At 68.1% G+C, this 21,974-nt stretch carries 13 protein-coding genes; 8 read left to right on the top strand and 5 right to left on the bottom strand.

What is annotated here, in order from left to right; translation table 11 throughout:
- Positions 1–123: 123 nt before the first annotated feature.
- Positions 124–1,722 (top strand): tannase/feruloyl esterase family alpha/beta hydrolase, encoded by a 1,599-nt coding sequence (locus ACESMY_RS06770; RefSeq protein WP_372783524.1) that lies wholly within the window; start codon positions 124–126, stop codon positions 1,720–1,722.
- Between the two features lie 38 nt (positions 1,723–1,760).
- Here the strand turns inward: ACESMY_RS06770 and ACESMY_RS06765 are convergent, their stop codons facing one another.
- Both ACESMY_RS06765 and ACESMY_RS06760 read right to left on the bottom strand, forming a co-directional pair.
- Positions 1,761–4,436 (bottom strand): TonB-dependent receptor plug domain-containing protein, encoded by a 2,676-nt coding sequence (locus ACESMY_RS06765; protein ID WP_372783522.1) that lies wholly within the window; start codon positions 4,434–4,436, stop codon positions 1,761–1,763.
- A 176-nt stretch (positions 4,437–4,612) separates the two neighbouring features.
- Complete coding sequence (locus tag ACESMY_RS06760) at positions 4,613–5,518, bottom strand: alpha/beta hydrolase (RefSeq protein WP_372783520.1); 906 nt, start codon at positions 5,516–5,518, stop codon at positions 4,613–4,615.
- A gap of 219 nt (positions 5,519–5,737) precedes the next feature.
- Between ACESMY_RS06760 and ACESMY_RS06755 the strand changes: the two genes are divergently transcribed.
- Positions 5,738–9,124: a glycosyl hydrolase gene (locus ACESMY_RS06755; RefSeq protein ID WP_372783518.1), complete on the top strand. Its 3,387-nt coding sequence runs from the start codon at positions 5,738–5,740 to the stop codon at positions 9,122–9,124.
- A 5-nt stretch (positions 9,125–9,129) separates the two neighbouring features.
- Here the strand turns inward: ACESMY_RS06755 and ACESMY_RS06750 are convergent, their stop codons facing one another.
- Together ACESMY_RS06750 and ACESMY_RS06745 are read right to left on the bottom strand one after the other, a co-directional pair.
- On the bottom strand, positions 9,130–9,918 hold the full coding sequence (locus tag ACESMY_RS06750) for a DeoR/GlpR family DNA-binding transcription regulator (RefSeq protein WP_372783516.1): 789 nt from the start codon (positions 9,916–9,918) through the stop codon (positions 9,130–9,132).
- Positions 9,919–9,983: 65 nt separating this feature from the next.
- Positions 9,984–11,417 (bottom strand): FGGY-family carbohydrate kinase, encoded by a 1,434-nt coding sequence (locus ACESMY_RS06745; RefSeq protein ID WP_372783514.1) that lies wholly within the window; start codon positions 11,415–11,417, stop codon positions 9,984–9,986.
- A gap of 100 nt (positions 11,418–11,517) precedes the next feature.
- On the opposite strand from ACESMY_RS06745, the gene ACESMY_RS06740 reads away from it, so the two are divergent.
- A complete protein-coding gene (locus ACESMY_RS06740) occupies positions 11,518–13,635 on the top strand; it encodes a bifunctional rhamnulose-1-phosphate aldolase/short-chain dehydrogenase (protein ID WP_372783512.1) in 2,118 nt (705 codons plus the stop codon).
- A 54-nt stretch (positions 13,636–13,689) separates the two neighbouring features.
- On the top strand, positions 13,690–14,982 hold the full coding sequence (gene rhaI, locus ACESMY_RS06735; protein ID WP_372783510.1) for an L-rhamnose catabolism isomerase: 1,293 nt from the start codon (positions 13,690–13,692) through the stop codon (positions 14,980–14,982).
- A 9-nt stretch (positions 14,983–14,991) separates the two neighbouring features.
- Here rhaI and ACESMY_RS06730 read toward each other — a convergent pair whose 3' ends face one another.
- Positions 14,992–16,266 carry an MFS transporter gene (locus tag ACESMY_RS06730; RefSeq protein WP_372783508.1) on the bottom strand — a complete coding sequence of 425 codons (1,275 nt, stop codon included), beginning with the start codon at positions 16,264–16,266 and terminating at the stop codon, positions 14,992–14,994.
- Positions 16,267–17,079: 813 nt separating this feature from the next.
- On the opposite strand from ACESMY_RS06730, the gene ACESMY_RS06725 reads away from it, so the two are divergent.
- From ACESMY_RS06725 to ACESMY_RS06710, 4 genes are all read left to right on the top strand, one after another.
- On the top strand, positions 17,080–17,508 hold the full coding sequence (locus tag ACESMY_RS06725; RefSeq protein WP_372783506.1) for a MarR family winged helix-turn-helix transcriptional regulator: 429 nt from the start codon (positions 17,080–17,082) through the stop codon (positions 17,506–17,508).
- A 242-nt stretch (positions 17,509–17,750) separates the two neighbouring features.
- Positions 17,751–19,085, top strand: a complete 1,335-nt coding sequence (locus tag ACESMY_RS06720) for a carbohydrate porin (protein ID WP_372783505.1) — start codon at positions 17,751–17,753, stop codon at positions 19,083–19,085.
- Between the two features lie 182 nt (positions 19,086–19,267).
- The gene (locus ACESMY_RS06715) at positions 19,268–20,095 is read left to right on the top strand and encodes a cytochrome c oxidase assembly protein (protein ID WP_372783504.1); all 828 of its coding nucleotides are present in this window, start codon (positions 19,268–19,270) and stop codon (positions 20,093–20,095) included.
- A gap of 10 nt (positions 20,096–20,105) precedes the next feature.
- Positions 20,106–21,974, top strand: a complete 1,869-nt coding sequence (locus ACESMY_RS06710; protein ID WP_372783502.1) for a PQQ-dependent dehydrogenase, methanol/ethanol family — start codon at positions 20,106–20,108, stop codon at positions 21,972–21,974.

Below are 21,974 nucleotides of genomic sequence, written 5' to 3'. Positions count from 1 at the left end.
CGCCCTGGACGATCCGAACGCCCGACCCTCAGGTTCACGCGAGGATTGAGTGTTATCACTAATGAGCTATCGTGAACGCAATTGCGCGAAAACGGGGCGGCTGTGATGCGGAAACGAAACAGGGTGCGAGCGGCTCTGCTGGCCTCCACGGGACTCCTGCTGATGGCCCTGCCCGGCGCGACCCAACCCTCGGGCGGCGGCGCCCAGGCGGCGGGCCAGAACCCAGGCGACGCCGCCGCGCGCTGCAGCGCCCTGGTAGGGTCGAAGGCGCCATTCGGCGCGGTCGAGCGCGCCGACCACGTCGCCGTCGGCGGGCGGCTTGTCACCGAACAGCTGACCGGTCCCGCGGCCGCGCTGAGCAGCCTGACGTCGCCCACTGGGTTTTGCCGGGTCCGGGCGCGGCTGGAGCCGACCAAGGACTCCAAGATCCTGGTGGAAGCCTGGCTACCCGACACCTGGAACGGAAAGCTCCTGGGCGTCGGCGGCGGCGGCTTTTCGGGCGGCCTGCCCACCATGGCGCTCATGCTCCGCACGCCGCTTTCCAAGGGATACGCCGGCGTCGCCACCGACGTCGGACATGACGCCAGCGATGGCGCCCAGTGGGCGTTCGGCCACCGCGAGAAGCTGATCGACTACGGCTACCGCGGAAACCATCTCGCCGCTCTTACCGCCAAGGCGCTGATCCACGCCTTCTACGGCGCGCCCGCGACGCACGCCTACTTCGAGGGCTGCTCCAACGGCGGCCGCGAGGCCCTGATGGAGGTGAGCCGCTTCCCCACCGACTATGACGGGGTGATCGCCGGCGCCCCCGCGACGAGCTTCACGCCGCTGTTCACCGGATTTGTGTTCAACAATCTGGCCATAGCCGGAGCGCCGGGCCTGGCCGCTAAGCTGCCGTTCGTGAACGCGGCGGTGCTCAAGAAGTGCGACGCCCTGGACGGCGTGAAGGACGGCGTCCTGGAGAATCCCAGCCGTTGCGGCTTCGATCCGGCCGAACTGCAATGCAAGGCCGGCGCGGGCCCCGATTGCCTCGACGCCGGCGAGGTCGCGGCCTTGCGCAAGCTCTATCAGGGCGCGCATTTGCGCAACGGGCAGTCCGTGATCAGCGGCTTCGCGGTCGGCGGCGAGACCACGGACTGGACGGCGTGGATCACCAGCCCGAAGTCATCGCAGATCAACTTCGGGACCGAGTTCTACCGCTGGATGGTCATCGGCGATCCCAAGTGGGACAAGCCCAGCTTCGACCTCGACCGGGACTACCGACTGGCCCGGCAACGGGTCGCCCCGATCCTCGATTCCGACAATCCCGATATCCGCGCATTCACCGGCCGCGGCGGCAAGCTGATCGTCTATCACGGCTGGAGCGATCCGGCGGTCCCGCCGGGCAATTCGGTTCGCTACTACGAGGCCGTCCAGCGCCGCGCCGACCCTGACGGCAAGGCCGTGCGGCTGTTCATGGTCCCGGGGATGGGGCACTGCTTCAACGGTCCCGGGGCCACGGCGTTCGACATGCTGCCGGAGCTCGACCAGTGGGTCGAACACGGGGCGGCGCCCGAACGGGTCATCGCCAACAAACCCGAGAATGCGATCTTCGCCCTGCTCGGCCTGCCGACCAGGTCGCTGCGCAGCCGCCCCCTGTGCGCCTGGCCGAAGACGGCGCGCTACAATGGCTCGGGATCCACCGACGAGGCGGCCAACTTCACCTGCGCCATCGACCGCTAGGCTCCGGCAGGCGGGCTGCGCGCCCGCCTGCCGACGTCTCAGAAGTGCTTGCGGACGCCGAGGTTGACGAACCGGCCCAGGGTGAAGCCGTTGGACGACGCGCCGAAGGCGGAGGGCGCGACATTGATGAATTGCGCCTTCTCGTCGAAGGCGTTGTCGACATTCAGCGAAACGGTGAGGTCCTTTGCCCAGGACCGGCCATCGAAGTTGTAGACCAGCGCCAGGTTCACCGGATGGAACGAATCCACATGGGTCTGCGGCGCCGCGCCGGTGAGATCGTAGCCGGCGCTGTAGTTGAGCGTCGCCGTCCCGGTGAAGTGACCGTAGTTCGCACCGGCGCTCGCGCTTAGCTGCAGGCGGCTGACGTTGGAGCTCAGCAGATCGGTCTCGCCGGAGCCCGGCGCCTGGCTCTTCCGCTCCAGCGCATAGGTCCCGCTGAGATCGGCGAACACCGCCCCGAAGCTGGTGGGACGGGTGTAGTCGACGTGGAAGTCGAGACCCGAGACGTTGAGGTTGCCGACGTTCTTCCGGCGAAGGTCGAGGAGGACATAGGGGGTCGAAAACGGCGTGTAGAGCGCCGCGACGCTGGGCGCGCCGGTCACGAACATGCCCGCCGTCGCCGCCTGGGCCTGGGCGAGCGTCGGGTTGACGATCGCGAACTGCTGGAACGCCGGCACGGTGAAGACGGAGGTCGGGAAGCCCGGCGGCGCGACGACGATCGCGTCCTTGAGCTTGATGTTCCAGTAGCTGAGCCCGGCCTGGAACCCTTCGAAGAAGGTCGGCTTCCACTCTCCGCCGAACGACCAGGTGTCGGCCTTCTGGGGCTTCAGGTTCGGGTTTCCACCGGCCAGGACGATGGTCGGACGGAAGAGGTCGGTGAACGGAGAGGTCGGCGCCCGGAACGGGCTGACCGCGATGACCTGCACCCGGGTGTCGACCGCGCCGGTGGTGTCCGCCAGGCTGGGGGCGTTGAAGGCGGTGCCGTAGTTGCCGCGCAAGCTCACGCCGCCGGCGACGTCCCAGGTGAAGCCGACCTTCGGATTGGTGGTGTGGCCGAAGTCGCTGTAGTCGTCGTAGCGCGCTGAGGCGTCGATCGAGAACGCCTGCATGAGCGGCATGGCGTTGGCCGGGCCGACCAGCGGAATCAGCAGCTCGCCGAACACCGCCTTCACATTGCGGTTGGCGTTCTTCGTCCGGCCCGCGGAGAGATTTCCTACGGCGTCATCGGTGTCGAAAGCGTCGGAGGTCTGGCGCTGGTATTCCGCACCAACCGCCAGCCGCAGGTCGCCGCCCGGCAGGCTCATCAGCGATCCATCGGCGATCACCCGGAAGTCGCTCAGCGACTGGGTGTTGGTCGCAAAGTTCTCGAAGTTGGTGATCGCGCTCAGGATCGCCGAATTGGTCTGGCTGAGGTTGAACGGATTGAGCGCGGTTGCGGCCGTGGTCCCCACCGCGGCCAAGGCCAGGGCGGTGGGGTTCACCTCGGGCATGTGAATGCTGGTTTCGCTATGGCCGTAGTTGAACATGGCCTTGGCCTGCCAGTCGCCGCCCAGCTTGATGGTGAGAACGGGGGTGACCCCGTACTCCTTGAGCTCGCCGCGCGAATTGGCGTTGGGCCCGGTGATCGGCGAGAAATCGAACGAGACGCTCTCGCTGGTCGCCCCGTTGAGCGGACGGAAGAACGGATTGGTCGAGGGCACCGTCACCGCCGATGCGCTCAGCGGCGCCCCGGCCGTCTTGGTGATCCGATCGCTCCAGTAGCCGGTGACCGAGAGCTCGACGCGGTCGGTGATCTGTTGCGAGACCGACCCAAAGAATGAGTTCTGGGTCTCCTTCGGGATCATGTCGGACGCCGCGGTCTGGTCGCAGAGATTGACCGATCCTGCCGTGAAGCCCGGCGCGGCGAAGTTCACGCCGTTGGCTGTGACATTGGGCGCCGCGCAGGTGGTCACCCGGAAGTCTGAGCCGCCCAGCGACGTGAGGTTCTGGCGCGGGAAGTCGCGCTTGAAGGCCTTCAGGTCGCTGTTCTCGCGGCTCGCGAACGAGATATAGGCGGACCCGCCTTCCCAGCTGGTCCCGCCGGTTAGGTTCAGGTCGCTGGACTGGTAGCCCGGATCGGCGACGCCATAGTGGCCGGCGATCTCGAAGCCGTCGGCCTTCTTCTTGGTGATGAAGTTGACGATGCCGCCGACGGCGTCGGCGCCGTAGAGCGAGGATCCGCCATCGGGGACGACTTCCACTCGCCGCAGGACGCCGGGCGGCAGCACGCCGGAGTCCGGCGTCGTCTGCAGGATGCCCGCGCCCACGACGTTGTGCCCGTCGATCAGCACCAGGGTCGTATTGCCGCCTGAGGCGCCGATGTTCCGGATGTTCGGGCGGACGATGCTTATGCCGATGTTCGTCTGGTTGACCGGCTGCGAATTGAACTGGCTGGTGATCGCCGGGATGTTGGCCAGGATCTGATTGCTCGAGACCACGCCCATCTGCTCGATCTGCTGCTCGTTCACGCCGACGACCGTGGTCCCGACGGGGGCGACCCCGCGGATCAGCGAGCCGGTCACAACGACTTCGCTGACGTCCGCGGGCGGCGCGGATTGCTGCGTCGGCGCCTGGCTCGCCGACGATTGCGCGAAGCTCGGCGAAGCGGCGGCCACGGCGAGGACCGCGACGGCGGCGCCGGCCATCAGACGCGACACATAGTGGTGCTGAAGCATGTCGTTTCGTCCCCCTAGAATTTTTGTTCTTGAGTGAATGCTTATGCTCCGAAGCAATTTAGCGCAAGAGTTCACCTTTCTCGATCATTTTAGATCAAGACACGAAGCGGCGGAGTGATCGTGGGTTTGATCGGCGGTCGGTTCGCGGCGGCGCCGAGGGGCGCGAAAGGCCGATATCAGCCGGGCTTGGCGGACTTGTTCCCCAGCAGGCCTCTCGCCTGCATCCACCAGACGAATTCGTCGAACCAGTGGTCGCTGCTCGACCCCTTGGGGACCATGCCGAAGCCGTGGCCGCCCTTCTCGTAGAGGTGCAGCTCGGCGGGACGGCCCGCCGCGCGCCAGGCCTCGAACATCGGGACGGCGGCGCTCCTGAGCAGCGGATCGTCGGCGGCGGTGGCGATGAACGCCGGGGGCGCATCGGCCGGCACGGCCTGGCGCAGCGCGCCATAGATGATGCCGACGAAATCCGGGCGGCCGGCCGCGGCGCCCGTGGCGACGTTGGCCGCGGTGATGCCCCCCGCGGAGAAGCCCACTAGACCCACGCGATGGGGATCGATTCCCCATTCGCTCGCGCGGCTGCGGACCAGGCGGACGGCTTCGGCCGCATCCGCCGCGGCCGGAGCTTCCGCGGCGAAGCTCGGCAGCGTCCCCGCTCCACCGCCGCCCTTCGCCAGCGACGCCATGGTGGCCATGAACTGGCGGGTGAAGGCGCCCGAGTCGTCCGGCGTGGGGTCCAGCCGGTATTTCAGGACGAAGGCCGCGACGCCGGCGTCGGCCAGCCGCTTGGCGACCGCCGTCCCCTCGCTCTCCCACGAGAGCATCATGAAGCCGCCGCCGGGCGCGACGATGACCGCGGCGCCCGTCGCCTTGCCCGGGGCGGGCAGGAAAGGGGTGAGGGAGGGCTGGCTGACATTGCGCACCCGGAGTTCGCCCAGAAGCATTTCGGTGCGTTCCGGGGTGGGGGCTTTCGGCGCGCCGCCCTGGACGGGCACGGGGATGGCGGGCGGGTCCGCAGCGAGGGCCGCGCCTACGCAGGCAAGAAGCATCGTCAGCGCGAGCGCCGTCAGCTTGGCCGGTCTCATCCTGATCCTCTCGCGGTGCAATTGTCTGGCCTGTTGATTGTTATCGATGCCACATGGCGCAAAGTGATCGCAACCCTTGTGGCCGCAATGAAGGCCGGCGATCGCCATCACCCTCATGCGCCCCTAAGGGTCTTGACGATTGCCGCAGTTGCGCGATTTTGACGCCTTCTGCTTGAAAGACGCCACGCGGATCCAACCGTGGGGCTTGGGAGGGACCGGATGACGTCGACATGGAATGGCCGTCGCCGCACGGCGACGATCGCCCTGCTGCTCGCCGGCACAATCCTCGCCCCCTTGTCGGCGCCTTTTGCGCAACCCGCGAAGAGCGCGCCCCAGAGCTTGGAGGCCGGCTTCGCCAATCCGCCGAACGGCGCGCGGCCCCGCGTCTGGTGGCATTGGATGAACGGCAACGTCACCAAGGACGGCATCCGCAAGGACCTGGAGTGGATGAGCCGGGTGGGGATCGGCGGCCTGCAGAACTTCGACGTGGACCTTCTGACGCCGCAGGTGGTGCCCAATCGCCTGGTCTACATGTCTCCGGAATGGAAGGACGCCTTCCGCTACGCCGCGCAGCTCGCCGACCAGAAGGGCCTTGAACTCGCCATCGCCTCGTCGCCCGGCTGGAGCGAGACCGGCGGGCCGTGGGTCACGCCGCCGGACGCCATGAAGAAGCTCGTCTGGAGCGAGACCCTGGTGAGCGGTGGATCGCCCTACCAGGGCCGCCTGCCGGAGCCGCCCCGCATCACCGGCCCGTTCGCGGACCTCCCCGAGGCGCCCAGCATCCTCGGCCCTCCGGATCCGAACAAGCCGCAGCTCTACACGGACGCGGCGGTCATCGCCTACCGGCTGCCCGACGGCGCTGAGCCCCTGCCCACGCCGAGGATCGGCAACGGCGCCGGGGAGGCCATCGACGCCTCCAGCCTGTCGGACGGCCTCCTGAAGGCGGTGGTGACCATCCAGCGCGGATCGGCGGAGTCGCCGGCGGCTCTCGTCCTGCAATATCCGCAACCGGTCACGGTCCGCTCGGCGGTCCTGGCGCTGGGCCAGAGCACCGACGTGTTCGGCGTGGGCGGCGAAGGGGTCGCCCCACGGCTGGAGGCGGAAGACGCGCAGGGCCGGTGGACCCGCGTCGCCGACATCGATCCCAAGGGCGTGGCGCAGACCACCGTCAGCTTCCCCGCGGTGACGGCGAGCCGCTTCCGGGTCCTGTTCCTGCCCGCCGCCTCGCCAGGCACGGCGTTCACCGGCGTGCCCGGCGCACAGACCATCGGCTTCGGCGGCGGCGCCCCGGCGAAAACCATCGGAATCCGCGAGCTGCGGCTTTCAGGCCAAGCGCAGGTCAATCGCGCCGAGCTCAAGGCCGGCTTCGGGGTCGCCACGCAATACTACGATCTGGACCCGGGCCTGAGCGATGAGCCGGGGGTTCCCGTGACCTCCGTCGTCGATCTCACCGGACGGATGACGCCCGACGGGCGGCTCGGCTGGACGCCGCCGACCGGCCGCTGGAAGATCCTGCGGCTGGGCTATTCCCTGACCGGGACCACCAACCACCCGACCACCAAGGAGGCCTCCGGCCTCGAGGTCGACAAGATGGATGGCGCGGCCGTGCGGCGCTATCTCGAGACCTACCTGGCCAACTACACCGGCGCGGCGGGCAAGGACATGATCGGCCAGCACGGCGTTCGGGCGCTGCTGACCGACAGCATCGAGGTCGGCGCGGCCAACTGGTCGCCCCAGATCCTGGAGCAATTCCAGCGGCTGCGCGGCTACGACCCCCGTCCGTGGCTGCCGGCCATGACCGGCGCGGTGATCGGCTCCCGCGCGCAAAGCGACGCCTTCCTCTACGACTGGCGACGCACCATGGCCGACCTGCTGGCCAGCGAGCACTATGGGACCGCCGCGAAGGTCGCCCACGAGCACGGGCTGAAGCTCTATGGCGAAGCGCTGGAGGACCGGCGCCCGATGCTGGGCGACGACCTCACCATGCGCAGCCACACCGACGTGCCGATGGCCGCGCTCTGGACCTATCCGCAGGACGCCGGCCCGCGCGCGACCTTCATCGGCGACATGAAAGGCGCGGCCTCCGTCGCCCACATCTACGGCCAGAACGTCGTCGCCGCCGAGTCGATGACGGCCGCCTTCTCGCCCTGGGCCTTCGCGCCCCACGACCTGAAGAAGTTCATCGACCTGGAGTTCGTCACCGGCGTGAACCGCCCGGTCATCCACACCTCGGTCCACCAGCCGCTCGACGACAAGCAGCCGGGGTTCTCGCTGTTCATCTTCGGCCAGTATTTCAACCGGCACGAGACCTGGGCGGAGATGGCGAAGCCCTGGGTCGACTACATGGCCCGCAACGGCTTCATGCTGCAGCAGGGCCGCAACTTCGCCGACGTCGCCTACTTCATCGGCGAGGAACGGCCGATCACCCAGCTCTATACCGACAACGCGCTCGGCGACCTGCCGCGCGGCTACGCCTACGATTTCGTCAACGGCGACATCCTGATCAACCAGCTGACGGTGCAAGGCGGCGACCTGACCGCGCACAGCGGGGCGCGCTACCGCATCCTCTACCTGGGCGGCGACAGCCAGCGGATGACCCTGCCGGTGCTGCAGCGGCTGGCGGCGCTGGCTGAGGCCGGCGCCACCATCGTCGGCAAGGCGCCGGCCGGGAGTCCCAGCCTGTCGGACGATCCCAAGGCGGTCTCAGACATGATCCATCGCCTGTGGAGCGGCCAGCCGGTCACCAAGGTTGGCGCAGGTCGCGTGATCGCCGGCGCCGATCCGGAAGCCGCCCTGCGGGGGATCGGCGTGGCGCCAGACTTCAGCGCCGGCGACGCCAAGGACGGCCGTGAGGTGCTGTTCCTGCACCGCCGCCTCAAGGACGGCGACGTCTACTTCGTCGACAACCGGAAGGATCGCGCCGAGCGCTTCGACGCCCGTTTCAGGGTGAGCGGCAAGACGCCGGAGATCTGGCGCGCGGACACCGGCGCCGCGGAGCCGGTCAGCTACCGCAGCGAAGGCGGGCAGACCCGCGTCTCGCTGGTGATGCGGCCCTACGACGCCTTCTATGTCGTGTTCCGCAAGCCGGCCGCAAAGCCCGCCCAGGTCGTGCGCCAACCGTCGTGGCGCCCGACACAAACCCTGGAGGGCGGCTGGGACGTGACCTTCCAGCCGGGCCGCGGCGCCCCGGCGTCCGCGCGCCTGGCAAGCCTGGCGTCCCTCAGCGAAAACGCCGATCCGGGGATCAAGTACTTCTCGGGCGTCGCCACCTATCGGAAGACCTTCCGCGTGGACGCGGGTTCGGCGGGCCGCAAGACCCTGCTCGACCTGGGGGCGATCGGCGACATCGCCGAGGTGTCGGTCAATGGCCTGCCGCTCGGAACGGCCTGGCAGGCGCCCTATCGCATCGACGTGAGCAAGGCGCTTCGGCCGGGAGAGAACAGGGTCGAGGTGAAGGTCGCCGATCTCTGGGTCAATCGCCTGATCGGCGACAAGCAGCCCGGCGCCAAGAAGATCACCTTCACGACGGCCCCGACCTACAACGCCGACGCGCCCTTGCGGCCGTCCGGCCTGATCGGGCCGGTGACCCTGCTGACGACGCCCTAGCCGAACTAGGCTGCGATGATCACGTGCACGCCGGCGGCCTCGAGCATCAGCCGGTGGACGTCCTTCACGCCGGCGTCGGTGATCACCGTGTCGATCTCTGCGAGTTCGCAGACCACGTGGCCCGAAGGTCCGGTGAACTTCGAGGAGTCCACCAGGACGATGATCTCGTCCGCCTTCTCGATCAGGCGGCGCTCGGCCGCCACCAGCACCACGTCAGCCTGCATCAGCCCCTGGGGCCCCAGCGCCGCCGCGCCCATGAAAAGCCGCGGCGCGTGGAAGCGCGGCATGCTCTCCTCGCCCGCCGCCGACAGGATGATGTTCTGTTCGCGGAAGACCGAACCCGCGGGGACGAGGATCCGGGTGCTGGGCTGAGACAGCAGCGCGCTGACGATATGAAGGGAGTTGGTCAGCACCTGCAGATTGAGGCCGGGCAGGTGCGGACACATCTGCAGCGTGGTCGACCCCCCGTCGATCATCACGCCCTCGCCTTCGCGGCAAAGCGCGGCGGCGGCCCGGCCGATGGCTTCTTTCTGCGCGGTGTTGCGCGCGATGTTCTCGTGAAAAGGCGCGCCGCTCAGGTGCAGCGGCATCTGCGGCGCCGGCTTCGGCGCGCCGCGAACCAGCTCCGCGCCGCCGCGCACGCGCTTCAGGTCCCCGCGCCGCGCCATCCGCTCAAGATCGCGCCGAATGGTCGCCGGCGAGGCGTCCAGCTGGCGATCGAGTTCCTGGAAGGACACGAATCCCCGACCGTCGAGCAGCTCGGAGATCAGTCTTTCGCGCTCGTTCGCATGCATTCGGATATTCGCCCTTGCCGGGGGCCATTGTCCGGGCCCGCCGAAAACCGATCAAGCATTTTCGCTCAAATGCCGGTCGCGCCCGCCGCCTCGATCCGGGCCGCGTCTCGGCGCCACTGGCCGGCGTAGGCTTGCAGGTCCTGCGCAAGCGGCTCGACCGGCGTGAGCGAGGAGAGCGCCCTCAGGCTGGGGGTCAGCAGACGCAGCGCGCCACAGGACACGTCGTGCTCGGCGTTGGAGACGTAGATCCGATCTCGCGGCCGCAACGACGCCAGGGCGCGAACGAACACCTCGGCTTCGGCGAAACGCCCTTCGATGACGATCCGCTCGCAGGCCCCGATCAGGTCGAGCGAGGCGTCGGCGACCAGCGCGGCGTAGAGGGCGACGCCGGCCCGCCGGGCTATGGGATCCGTCGGCATGTCGATCCAGCGGCCGGCGCCCTGCGGGAAGGGACCGACGCCGGGCGTAAAGGTGGGCAGGGCCCGCGCCCCATCGGCCAGGACCGCCGGGACTGCGGCCAGGAGGCGGGCCTGGTCGAGCTTGATGTCGATGCGCCGCGTGTCGATGCCGGACAAGATCTCCACCTCGCGCCCGCCCATGAAGCGCGCCGACGGGATCGGTGCGCCGTAAGCGTCGACGTTCACCAGACAGTCGCGGGTTTCGGCCAGGGCGGAGATGTCCACATCGGACGGGCGCGCCGGCGAGCGCATGGCCACGAACCAGGTGCCGGTGGAGAGCACGGTGGATTCCTGGTTCGAGATCTCCGCGAAGCCGCGGGCGGCGAGCAGCGCGGCATTGGAGTCGTGGAGGCCGCAATAGACCTTGGTTTCCGCCGAAAGCCCCGTCCGCGCGACCCAGTCCGGGCGAAGCTGCCCCAGCGCTTCGTCCGCGCGCCTCAGGGGCGCCAGCCGTTCGGCCCATCCCCGACGCACCGCCATCGCGCTGAAGACGGCGTCGCGGGGCCGCCACAGGTCGGTGTGGCAGCCCAGGCTGGTGACCTCCGTCGCGGCCACGCCTGAGAACACCCACGCCCAATATTGAGCCCAGGTCACGACGGTCGCCCCGGGATCGAGCAGCCCCGGGTAGAGGACCTCCAGCCAGGCCAGCTGCACGCCGAGGTTCAAGCCGAGCGGCAGGCGGGGCGAGCCGGTCAGATCGAAGGCGTCACGGTCCAGTTCGTAGCGGTCGCGCACGGCTTCGGGGACCGGCTCCTCGTAGTCCGGCGGCGGACACGCCAGCCGCCCGTCGCGCAGCACCGCCAGGGCGGCGCCGTGCGCCACCGGCACGATCGCCGTCACCGGACCCCGGCCGGCGAAGTCCCTCAAGACCTCCGCCGCCCACGCCTCGATCCCGGCCGCGTCGAGCGCCGCATAGGCCCCGGCGTCGAACGGCTTGTTGGGCCGCGTTTCCCGCGCGATGACGGTTCCCGACTGGTCCCATAGGCTCAGCTTTGCCAGGGTCTTGCCGACGTCCAGGACAACTGTCAGGCCGTCTTCCAAGGCGCCTCTCCCGCAACCGTTTGATTGATAGTTATCGAAGATGAGCGTATGAGGCCAGCCACATGCACAACGATCCCGATCCTCGGTAGGACCCCGATCCATGAAGAATGAAGCCGGCCCGATCGCCGACCTTCCTGTCGCGCTTCCGTTCGCCGTTCCGGAGAGCCGCTGGAGCCGGACCGAGGCCGCCGGCAAGACGCCCGAGGCGGTGCTGCTCTATCGGTCGAACCTTCTCGGATCGGACCTCACCGTCACCAACTTCGGCGGCGGGAACACCTCGGCGAAACTCATGGAGGCCGACCCGCTGACCGGTGCGCCGGTGGAGGTCCTCTGGGTCAAGGGCTCCGGCGGCGACATCGGCTCGATGACGCTCGACGGCTTCTCGACGCTCTATCTCGACAAGTTCCGGGCGACGGAGAGGCTCTATCGCGGCGTCGAATTCGAAGACGAGATGGTCGGCTACCTGCCGCACTGCACGTTCAACCTCAATCCGCGCGCAGCCTCGATCGACACGCCGCTGCACGGGCTCCTGTCCTTCGCACATATCGACCATGTCCACCCCGACGCGATCATCGCGCTGGCCGCCTCTTCCGGCGGCGAGGCGGCGACGCTGGAAATCTGGAAGGGCGCCATAGGCTGGCTGCCCTGGAAGCGGCCTGGGTTCGAGCTCGGCGTCCAGCTCCGCGACCATGTCACGGCCCATCCGGGCCTGCGCGGGGTCATGCTCGCCGGACACGGGATCATCTGCTGGGGCGACAGCGCCGAGGCCTGCTACGAGAACACCGTCGAGCTGATCGCCGACGCAGCGAACTACCTCAACGCGCGCATGGCGGGACGCCCGGCGTTCGGTGGCGAGGGCACACCGGCGCTGCCACCGGAGCAGCGGGCGGCGGCCGCGGCGAAGCTGGCGCCCCGGCTGCGGGCGAACATGCCGGGCGAGCGCTTCAAGGTGGGCCACTTCTCGGACGACGCCGAGGCCCTGGAATTCGTGGGCGCGAAGGACTTCGAGCGGCTGGCGGCGATCGGCACCTCCTGCCCCGACCACTTCCTGCGCACCAAGATCGCGCCCCTCACCCTCGACCCGGGCCGGCTCGATGATGACGCCTATCTCGCCGAGCGCTTCGAGGCCTATCGCCAGGCCTACGCCGGCTACTATCGGCGGTGCGCGGGTCCGGAGGATCCACAGATGCGCGACCCCAATCCGATCGTGATCCTGGTCCCGGGCCTTGGTCGGTTCACCTTCGCGGCGGACAAGACCACCGCCCGGCTCGCCGGCGAGTTCTACGGCAACGCCATCAATGTGATGCGCGGCGCCGAGGCCATCGGCGGCTACGTCGGCCTGCCTGAGCAGGAGGCGTTCGACATCGAATATTGGGCGCTCGAGGAAGCCAAGCTGCGGCGCATGCCCAAGCCCAGGCCGCTGGTCGGAAAGATCGCCCTGATCACCGGCGCCGGCGGCGGTATCGGCCAGGCCACCGCCGCGCGCCTGCTCGCCGAGGGCGCCTGCGTGATGCTGTTGGACCTCAACGGCGAGGCCGTGGAAACCGCGAAGCAATCGCTCGTCCAGAAGTTCGGTCGCGACCTGGTCCGCGCGGCGGTCTGCGACGTCACCGATGAGGCGCAGGTCCAATCGGCCTTCGATCTCTGCGCCCGGGAATTCGGCGGCCTGGACATCCTGGTCGCCAACGCCGGCATCGCCTCCTCCGCGCCGATCGAGGAGACCACGGTCGCTCTGTGGCGGAAGAACTACGACGTGCTGGCCGAGGGCTATTTCCTCGCCGCTCGCTCCGCCTTCCCGCTGCTGAAGCTCCAGCAGGGCGGATCGATCATCTTCATCGGCTCGAAGAACGCGCTCGCCGCGACGCCCAACGCCTCGGCCTACGCCTCGGCGAAGGCCGCTTCCCTGCACCTGGCGCGCTGCCTGGCCCTGGAAGGGGCGCCCGACGGTATCCGGGTCAATGTGGTCAACCCGGACGCCGTGATCCGCGGCTCGCGGATCTGGGACGGCGAGTGGCGGCAGGAACGGGCCGGCGCCTACGGGATCGACGCCGGCGAAGAGCTGGAGGAGTTCTACAAGAACCGCTCGATGCTCAAACGCGCCGTCCTGCCCGAGGACGTCGCCGAGGCTGTCGCCTTCTTCGCTTCAGACGTCTCGGCCAAGTCGACGGGCAACATCATCAATGTGGACTCCGGCAACGCCCAGGCCTTCACCCGCTGATCGCGCGACCACTGCGCGCGGCGCGCCACAATGACCAATCGGGACGAGACGATCATGAGCGGGCTTCCCCTTTCGCAGGACGCGATCCAGAGCCGCAACGACGATCAGCGCGCCGATCTGCAGGATGACTATGAGAGCCTGGGCCGCGCCCTGGAGCGGCGCGGGATCGCGATCGACGCGATCAAGGCGAAGGTCGCCGGCTTTTCGGTCGCCGTTCCGTCCTGGGGCAGCGGCCGCGGCGGCACGCGCTTCGCCAAGTTCCCGATCCCCGGCGAGCCGACCACCATCCACGAGAAGCTGGCGGACTGCGCCGTCGTGAATCAGCTCTCCCGGGCCACGCCGCGGGTCTCGCCCCACTTCCCGTGGGATTTCGTCGATGACTATGAGGCCTTGCGCGAAGAGGCCGCCGACCTCGGCCTCGGCTTCGATGCGGTCAATTCCAACACCTTCCAGGATCAGCCGGGCCAGGCGCTCTCCTACCGGAGCGGCAGCCTGACGGCGACCGACCCCGGCGTTCGCGCCCAGGCCGTGGCCCACAACGTCGAGTGCATCGAGATCGGCCGCAAGCTGGGCTCCAAGGCGCTGACCGTCTGGATCGGCGACGGGACCAATTTTCCGGGCCAGCAGGACCTGGGCGCCTCGCTCGACCGCTACCTCGAGAGCGCCGCGGCGATCTATGCGGCCCTGCCCGACGGCTGGCGCATGCTGCTCGAGCACAAGATGTACGAGCCGGCCTTCTATTCGACGGTGATCCAGGACTGGGGCTCCAGCATCCTGGCGGCCCAGCAGCTCGGGCCCAAGGCCCAGTGCCTGGTCGACCTCGGCCACCACGCGCCGAACGTCAACATCGAGCAGATCGTGGCCCGCCTGCACCGCTTCGGAAAGCTCGGCGGCTTTCACTTCAACGACAGCAAATATGGCGACGACGACCTCGACTCCGGCTCGATCAATCCGCACCAGTTGTTCCTGGTGTTCAACGAATTGGTCGAGGCGGAACGTAAGCCGCGCGACGGCTTCGACCCGGCCTATATGATCGACCAGTCGCACAACGTCACCGACCCCATCGAGAGCATGCTGGCCTCGGCCGAGGCCATCGGCGGGGCCTACGCCAAGGCCCTGCTGGTCGACCGCCAGGCGCTGCACGCGGCGCAGGAAGCCAACGACGTGATGATGGCCTTCCAGGCGCTTCGGAAGGCCTACCGGACCGACGTCACCCCGATCCTGGCGATGGCGCGCGCCGAGGCCGGCGGGGCGATCGACGTCCTGGCCGCCTACCGCGATTCAGGCTGGCGCGAGCGCAAAGCGCAGGAGCGCAAGCCGGTGGGGCTAGGCGCGGGCATCGTCTAGGCCGCGCGGTCAGGCCGCCGAGGTCTCCTCCAGCGACTTGCCTTCATTGCGCGGCGCCCAGATCGTGCCGATCAGTCCGCTGACCACCAGGAAGCCCGTCAGGATCCAGGCCAGCCGCGTGAAGCCCGCGGCGGTCAGGGCGGGAACGAAGAAGCTCCAGACGCCCAGCCCGATCCGCACGATCGCGAAGGTGACGCCCTGGGCGGTGCTGCGAATGAGCGTCGGGAAGAGCTCCGCGCTCCACAACTGGAAGAAGGATTGCGCCCCGAAGCCGGAGCCCAGCCAGACCAGCACCAGGTAGGCCAGGGCGACGGACGTGGTCAGCGGGAAGACCGCCAGCAGCGACATGCCGACCACCTGGACGACCGCGGAGATGGCGAACAGCAGGCGCTGATTGACCTTGTCGGAAAGGCGCATGAACACCAGGCTGATCGACAGCATGGCCACGAAGAACCCGGCCGCCTGCATCGCCACGCTGGACGCCTGGCTCTGGGCCCCGACCGTGCGCAGGATGTAGGGGAAGAAGAACCCGTTGGTGCCGGCCCACAGGTTCCAGACACCGTACATCCCGATCAGGAAGGCCATCGACTTCAGGTGCCTGGGCTTCAGCAGCGCGCGGAAGCCGCCGTCGCCGGTCTTCCGCCCGGCCAGCCGATCCGCCTTGGCCTCTTCCCACAAAACGGATTCCTTCATCCGCGACCGCAGCAGAGTCAGCACGATCGCGGTGATGGCGAGGTGGGCGAAGACGATGCGAGCGCCGAGCACGCCCAGCGGCGCCAGGACCAGGAACAGGCCCAGCACCACCACAGGTCCGAGGTACCAGAGCACCTGGGCGACCCCGCTGTGCTGGCCCCGCTTGCCGGAGGGCGCCATCTCGGCGATCAGCGACCACGAAGCCGGGATGTCGGCGCCCACCGCCAAGCCCACGAGCACGAAGCCCACGACGATCATCCAGGGCTGCACGGCGAACACCAGCCACAGCATGCCGAAGGCGTAGAACAGCATGTCGTACTGGTAGATCTTCTTGCGGCCGTAGAGGTCGCAGAGCCGCCCGCCGATCAGCGCGCCGACGCCGGCGGAGATCGCGTTGGCGCTGAAGGCCCCCAGGAGGCCGATGAAGCTGGTGCTCAGGTGGTGGGCCGTGGCCCAGAGCGCGAGCGCGGCCGAGCCGGACACGATGGAGCCCGCGTCGATGTAGTTCGCGAGCCCTGCGAGGATGGTGTTCTTCCAGTCCTCACGGGTCGAGCCCAGCTCGCCGGTGGCCTGCGCGGGCGCCGAAGCCATGTGTTGCCTCCCCTACGGCGCTCTCGGGCGCCTTGGCTCCCTACGGAACCTGCCTCACAGCTGTAGCGAACATGATTGATGTTGACCAGATAGACGCGATCTTGACGCAAATCGCGCCCCGGCGCCGCTTCGGCCCGGTCGCGCCGTCGATCGCGGCGGCAGCGTAGGCGAAATGTAAGGATCGACCGGCCGGCCCGCCGCGCCCGGTGACGCCGCCAGCCAAGTCTCGGAAAAATTGGCGCGGCCGGAACGATCCGAACGGTCAGCCCTCAGATTCGTAGTCGCGGGAAAAGCTCTATGTTTTCTGGGGATTAGTTCGACCGAAAGTAAACTCCGCCCTGCTCAATACGCCATGAAGCCGTCCAGCCCAAGAACCTCATGGATGGCTGAAATCGTCTGTGTACCGCTGACTTCTGCCAGCCGCTCTTCGAGGATTGGATCGTCCTCATCAGATGCGCCAAAATCTTGTGGAAAAGCCCTGAGTGAAGCGCACGCGCGAGCCTGCGCTTCACTCAGGGTGATGACGTCCAGTTGCTCAAGTTCGTGCTCAATCCGGGACTGCGGAGTTGTGGTCAGGAGTGCCGATATAAGCCATGGGATGAGCGGCCGCCCACGACCCACACGTCGGACGGATCGGACAATCCAACGGCGCCCAAGCGCGTGGGCACCGTGCCGCTCATCCGCGACTATATGGGCGCCTCAAAATCGACTTGAAACCCTCGTGACACGATGTTTCCCGCTGCTGTCTGCGTCTGCTAGGTGTGCGCCGATCGCTGGGCGGCGATGGTAGGGACGCCGACACGGGAGTTTGACATGGCGAGACGTTCCCGACTGAGGCCAACCGACTACCATCGCCTCGCCGCCTTCCGCCTTTCTCTGCGTGAGTTCCTAGCCAAGACCGAGGTGAACGCCCGAAGCGTCGGACTTACCCCGCAACAGCACCAGGCGCTGCTATCGATCAAAGGAGGCTACCCGGGTCGGGAAATCATCTCGATCGGCGACCTTGCGGAACACCTTCTGATCAAAAATCACAGCGCCGTCGAATTGGTAGGCCGGCTGGTCAAGGCCGGGCTCGTGACGCGGGAGCCCTCGCGCGAAGACCGTCGCACGGTCTGTGTGCGGATAACTGCCAAGGGCGAAGAGATGCTGGCGGAATTGTCCAAGGCCAGCATTGAGGAACTCGCGACGGCCGCAGAAGCCATGCTCCGACTCGTCGCGGAGCTCGAGCAGTCCGAGTCCTGAGCTCCGGCGTCAAGCTCAGGACCGACAGCGCAGGTTCCCGCTCGCCACGACGTCGCCGACGAGCGGCATCCGAAAACAGAGCGCTCTCACGACGTGCAACCTTAAGGCCTCCCTGGCGTTCGATCCGCGCAGGAATATATCGTATTACGATCTAGTTTGGCTGCGCTTGGCGAGGCTGGCGGAGGTAGGGCATGCTTCGAAAAGACTTCGTGCCAAAGGGGCCTCTGGCGTGGCGATTCAGGATGGCGCCGGTCGCGGCCCTGGCCTTCGCTGCATTTCTGAGTTCGGGCGCGCAGGCGCAGAGCGACGCCAAGCCGGCGGCGCCAAAGAACGATGCGCCCGCGGACCAGCACATCCTTGGCGACTGGGGCGGCCTACGCAGCGATCTGCACGACGACGGTGTCGACCTTACTTTCGACTATACCGGCCAGGTCGGGGCCAACGTCGCCGGCGGGAAGAGAACCGGCGTCGACTATGCCCAGCAACTCCAGTTCAAGGCCGATGTGGACTGGGGCGTCCTGGCTGGGGCCAAGGGCTTTTCGACCCATGTGATCGCGGTCAATCGCGCGGGCCGCAACCTGGGGACCGACTATGTTGGCGACAACCCGTTCCAACCCCAGTCGGTTTATGGCGGCGCCGGGAACGTCCTCATCCACCTTGTGGAGGCCTATGGCGAGGAGAAGCTCGCCGACGGTCGCGTCGACATCGCCGCCGGACGCCTGCCGGTGGGCGAGGATTTCGCGACGTCGCCGCTCTACTGCGATTTCCTGAACACCGCGGTCTGCGGCTATCCGCATTCGCTCCCGGCGAAGGTCGGGTTCACGGCGTTTCCCAACTCGACGTGGGGCGCGCGCGTTCGGATCGCACCGGTGGCGCATCTCTACATACAGGGCGGCGCCTATCAGGTCCGCCCGCAGTTCGGCGGGCGCGCGGGGTTTGACTGGGGATGGTCGGGGACCACCGGAACCTACTTTCCCCTGGAGGTCGGCTACGAGCCGGTCTTGGGCGCCGCCGAGCTGCCTGGCCACTACAAGCTAGGGTTCGCCCACGATACCTCCGACTATCCCGATGTCCTGCGCGACGCGTCCGGCCTCCCGTTCGTGCTGACGGGCGCCCCGCCTGCACAGCACGGAGGGCGCAACTCCGCCTATCTGCTGGCCGATCAGATGGTGCATCGCTCCGGTAAGGGACCGACCGATGGCCTGATCCTGCTCGGCGGGTACGTGCGGTCCGACCGCGACACCTCGCAGTTCTCGCGGTTCGCCTTCCTGGGGGCGATCGCGCCATCCCCGCTCGCCGGCCGGCCCCACGACAACATCGGAGCCGTCATGGCCTGGGCGAAGATCAGCGATCCGCTCACCGAGACTCAGGCCTTGCAGGCCGCGGCGGGCCTGCCTCTCGCCAACGATGCGGTCGGGGTGCAATCCCGGGAAACCATCGCTGAGGCCCGCTACGAGATCGCGCTCGGCAAGGGGCTGACACTCACGCCGGACATCCAATACATCATCCGCCCGGGTGCGGCACGGACCTACCCGAACGCCACGGTTGTCGGCTTGCAGTTGAAGGCCGACTTCTGAGGTCGAGGGCCATTTGGGACCCCGGTAGCAGTATCGCGTCAGCGGCGCCGGGCGGGCCGATCTGAGATTTCCATGCGTCAGCGGGAACCGTCTGCAAGTCCGCGTGTTGAACAGAAAATACCTCGTGTCACGAGGTAAATCCGGTCGAGCACCGGCAAAAGGCGGGAGGAACGAGGCGCGACATGCTGGGCTTGGTGTCCGCGGCGATACCCTATTGCGGCGCCCCGCCCGCGCCCGACGCGCTGTGGGCGCGATTGAATCTAGATCCGATCCTGATCGCCGGACTCCTGGCGGCGCTCGCGCTCTACCGTATTGGCTTGCTGCATCCGGAAGGCAGGACCATCGCCGGCTGGCGCCGCACGGCCTTCGTCGCCGGCTGGACGATCGCGGCGGCGGCGCTGGTCTCGCCGCTCTGTGCGCTTTCGGTGTCCCTGTTCAGCGCCCGCGTCGGGCAGCACATGATCCTGAGCCTGGTCGCCGCGCCGCTGGTGATGCTCGGACGACCGGGCTTGGCGCTCAGCGGACTTTGGCCCGCAGCAGCGCGCCAGCTGGCCGCCAGTCGGCCGCTGGCGATTATCCGCGGCGCGGCCGGCTCGGCGACGGCCTTCGCCCTCGCTCTTTGGTTCTGGCACGCGCCTGGGCCCTATGACGCCACCTTCGCCAGCCCCCTCGTCTACTGGCTGATGCATCTGACGGTATTCGCCACCGCCCTCATGGTCTGGAACGTCCTGCTTGAGGCGCGCGCCGCCAGCGCCGTCCCGGCCCTGACGGTCGGCGCCGCCTCGACGCTGCAGATGACGTTCCTCGGCGCCATCATCACCCTGACCCCCCGCCTGCTCTACGCGCCGCACGTGCTGACACCCTACGCCTGGGGCATGACACAGGGCAGCGACCAGCAGTTAGGCGGCCTCATCATGTGGGTTCCCGGCTGCAGCATTTTCCTCGCGGTCACGCTTCTCACCCTGGGCAGGGCGATGAGCGAGCGCGCACACCCCGACGCCCTAGCCTGACGGAGCTGAGATGCCGCGAACCCCTCCGCCGTTTCGGCTCGCACCTGCCGTCTGCGCACTTGCAGCGGTCGCGGTTCTGGCGGCCGGATGCCAAAAGCCCGCCAATCCCAAACAGGGCCTGGCGGTCCCGGTGGAGCACGTCGCCGGCTGGACCGGGGCCACGGCCAACCTCGCCCCCAACACGCCGCCGGGCGAATGGCGCAGCGAAGGGCGCGACGACGCCAACACCCGCTATAGCCCGCTCACCCAGATCAACGCCGCCAATGTCGCCCAGCTGAAGATCGCCTGGACGTTCTCGGACGGAGCCCAGTACGGCCACGAAGGCGCGCCCCTGGTCGCCGACAACACCATGTACGTGGTGACGCCCTATCCGAACATCGCCTACGCCCTCGATCTCACCAAGCCGGGCGCGCCGATCAAGTGGAGCTTTGCCCCGAACCCCTCGCCGATGGCGATCGGAAAGGCCTGCTGCGACGCCGTCCTGAGGGGCTGGGCGCTCGCCGACGGCAAGCTGATCTACAACCTGCTCGACGCCCACACCGTCGCCGTCGACGTCAAGACCGGCAAGGAGGTCTGGCGCACCAAGATGGACAACGTCGAGAACGGGGCGACCATGACCATGGCCGCCACCGTCTATGGCGACAAGGTCTACGTCGGCAATTCGGGCGGCGAGATGGGCGTCCACGGCTGGCTGGCGGCGCTCGACGTCAAGACCGGCAAGGAACTCTGGCGGGCCTACAACACCGGCCCCGACGACCAGGTGAAGATCGGCGCCGACTACAAGCCCTTCTACTCATGGCTGAAAGGCAAGGATCTCGGCGAGACGACCTGGCCCAAGGGCATGGCGGTGCACGGCGGCTCCGCGTCCTGGGGCTGGGTGAGTTTCGATCCGGAGCTCAATCTGATCTACTACGGGACCGCCAACCCCAGCCCGCGGGTCCCGGCGCAGCGGCCGGGTCTCAACCTGTTCAGCGCCGCGGTCTGGGCGCGGGACGCCGACACCGGCATGGCGAAGTGGGCCTTCCAGTTCACGCCGCACGACCAGTGGGACTACGACGGCGTCAACGAGAACGTGCTCATCGACATCCCCTGGCAGGGCAAGACCCGCAAGGCGATGGTGCAGTTCAACCGAAACGGCTTCGCCTACACCATCGACCGCCAGACCGGCGAGGTGCTGGTCGCCCAGCCGTTTGGCAACCTCAACTGGGCGACCGGGATCGACATGAAGACCGGCCAGCCGATCGTCAACCCGGCCATGCAGCCCAAGCCCAACGTCAAGCTCGCCAACGCCTGCCCGACCGACATCGGGGTGAAGGACTGGCAGCCCTCGGCCTTCTCGCCGCGCACCGGCCTGCTCTACACGGCCATGTTCAACGTCTGCATGGACGTGACCGACCACCCGCAGTCCTACATCGCGGGCACGCCCTACGACGGCATGGAGATGACCCGCCATCCCGGCCCCGGCGGCAACTGGGGCGCCTTCATCGCCTGGGATCCGGTGCGCGGGAAGAAGGTCTGGGAGATCCCGGAGAAGTTCCTCGTGATGAGCGGGGCGCTGACGACCGCCAGCGACCTGGTGTTCTACGGCACGGTGGACGGCTGGTTCCGGGCGGTCGATGCGCGGACCGGCAAGGTTCTCTGGTCGCAGAAGCTGGGATCGGGGATCGTCTCCCAGCCGATGACCTACACCGGTCCCGATGGGCAGCAGTACGTCGCGGTCTACACCGGCGTCGGCGGGGCGGCGATGGTGGAGAGCAAGCAGGCGGGGTTCCCCGCGCGCGGCAACACCCTCTACGTCTTCGCGCTCGGACAGGCCGCCCAGCAGCCCCGTCCGGGCATGCAGGTCACCGACGCGCCCGGCGCCAAGCCCGGTCAGTGA

This window comes from Phenylobacterium sp., assembly GCF_041691455.1.
Classification (GTDB): Bacteria; Pseudomonadota; Alphaproteobacteria; order Caulobacterales; family Caulobacteraceae; genus Phenylobacterium.
Note: the sequence above shows the minus strand (reverse complement) of the source record. Positions and strands in the feature narration are given on the sequence as shown.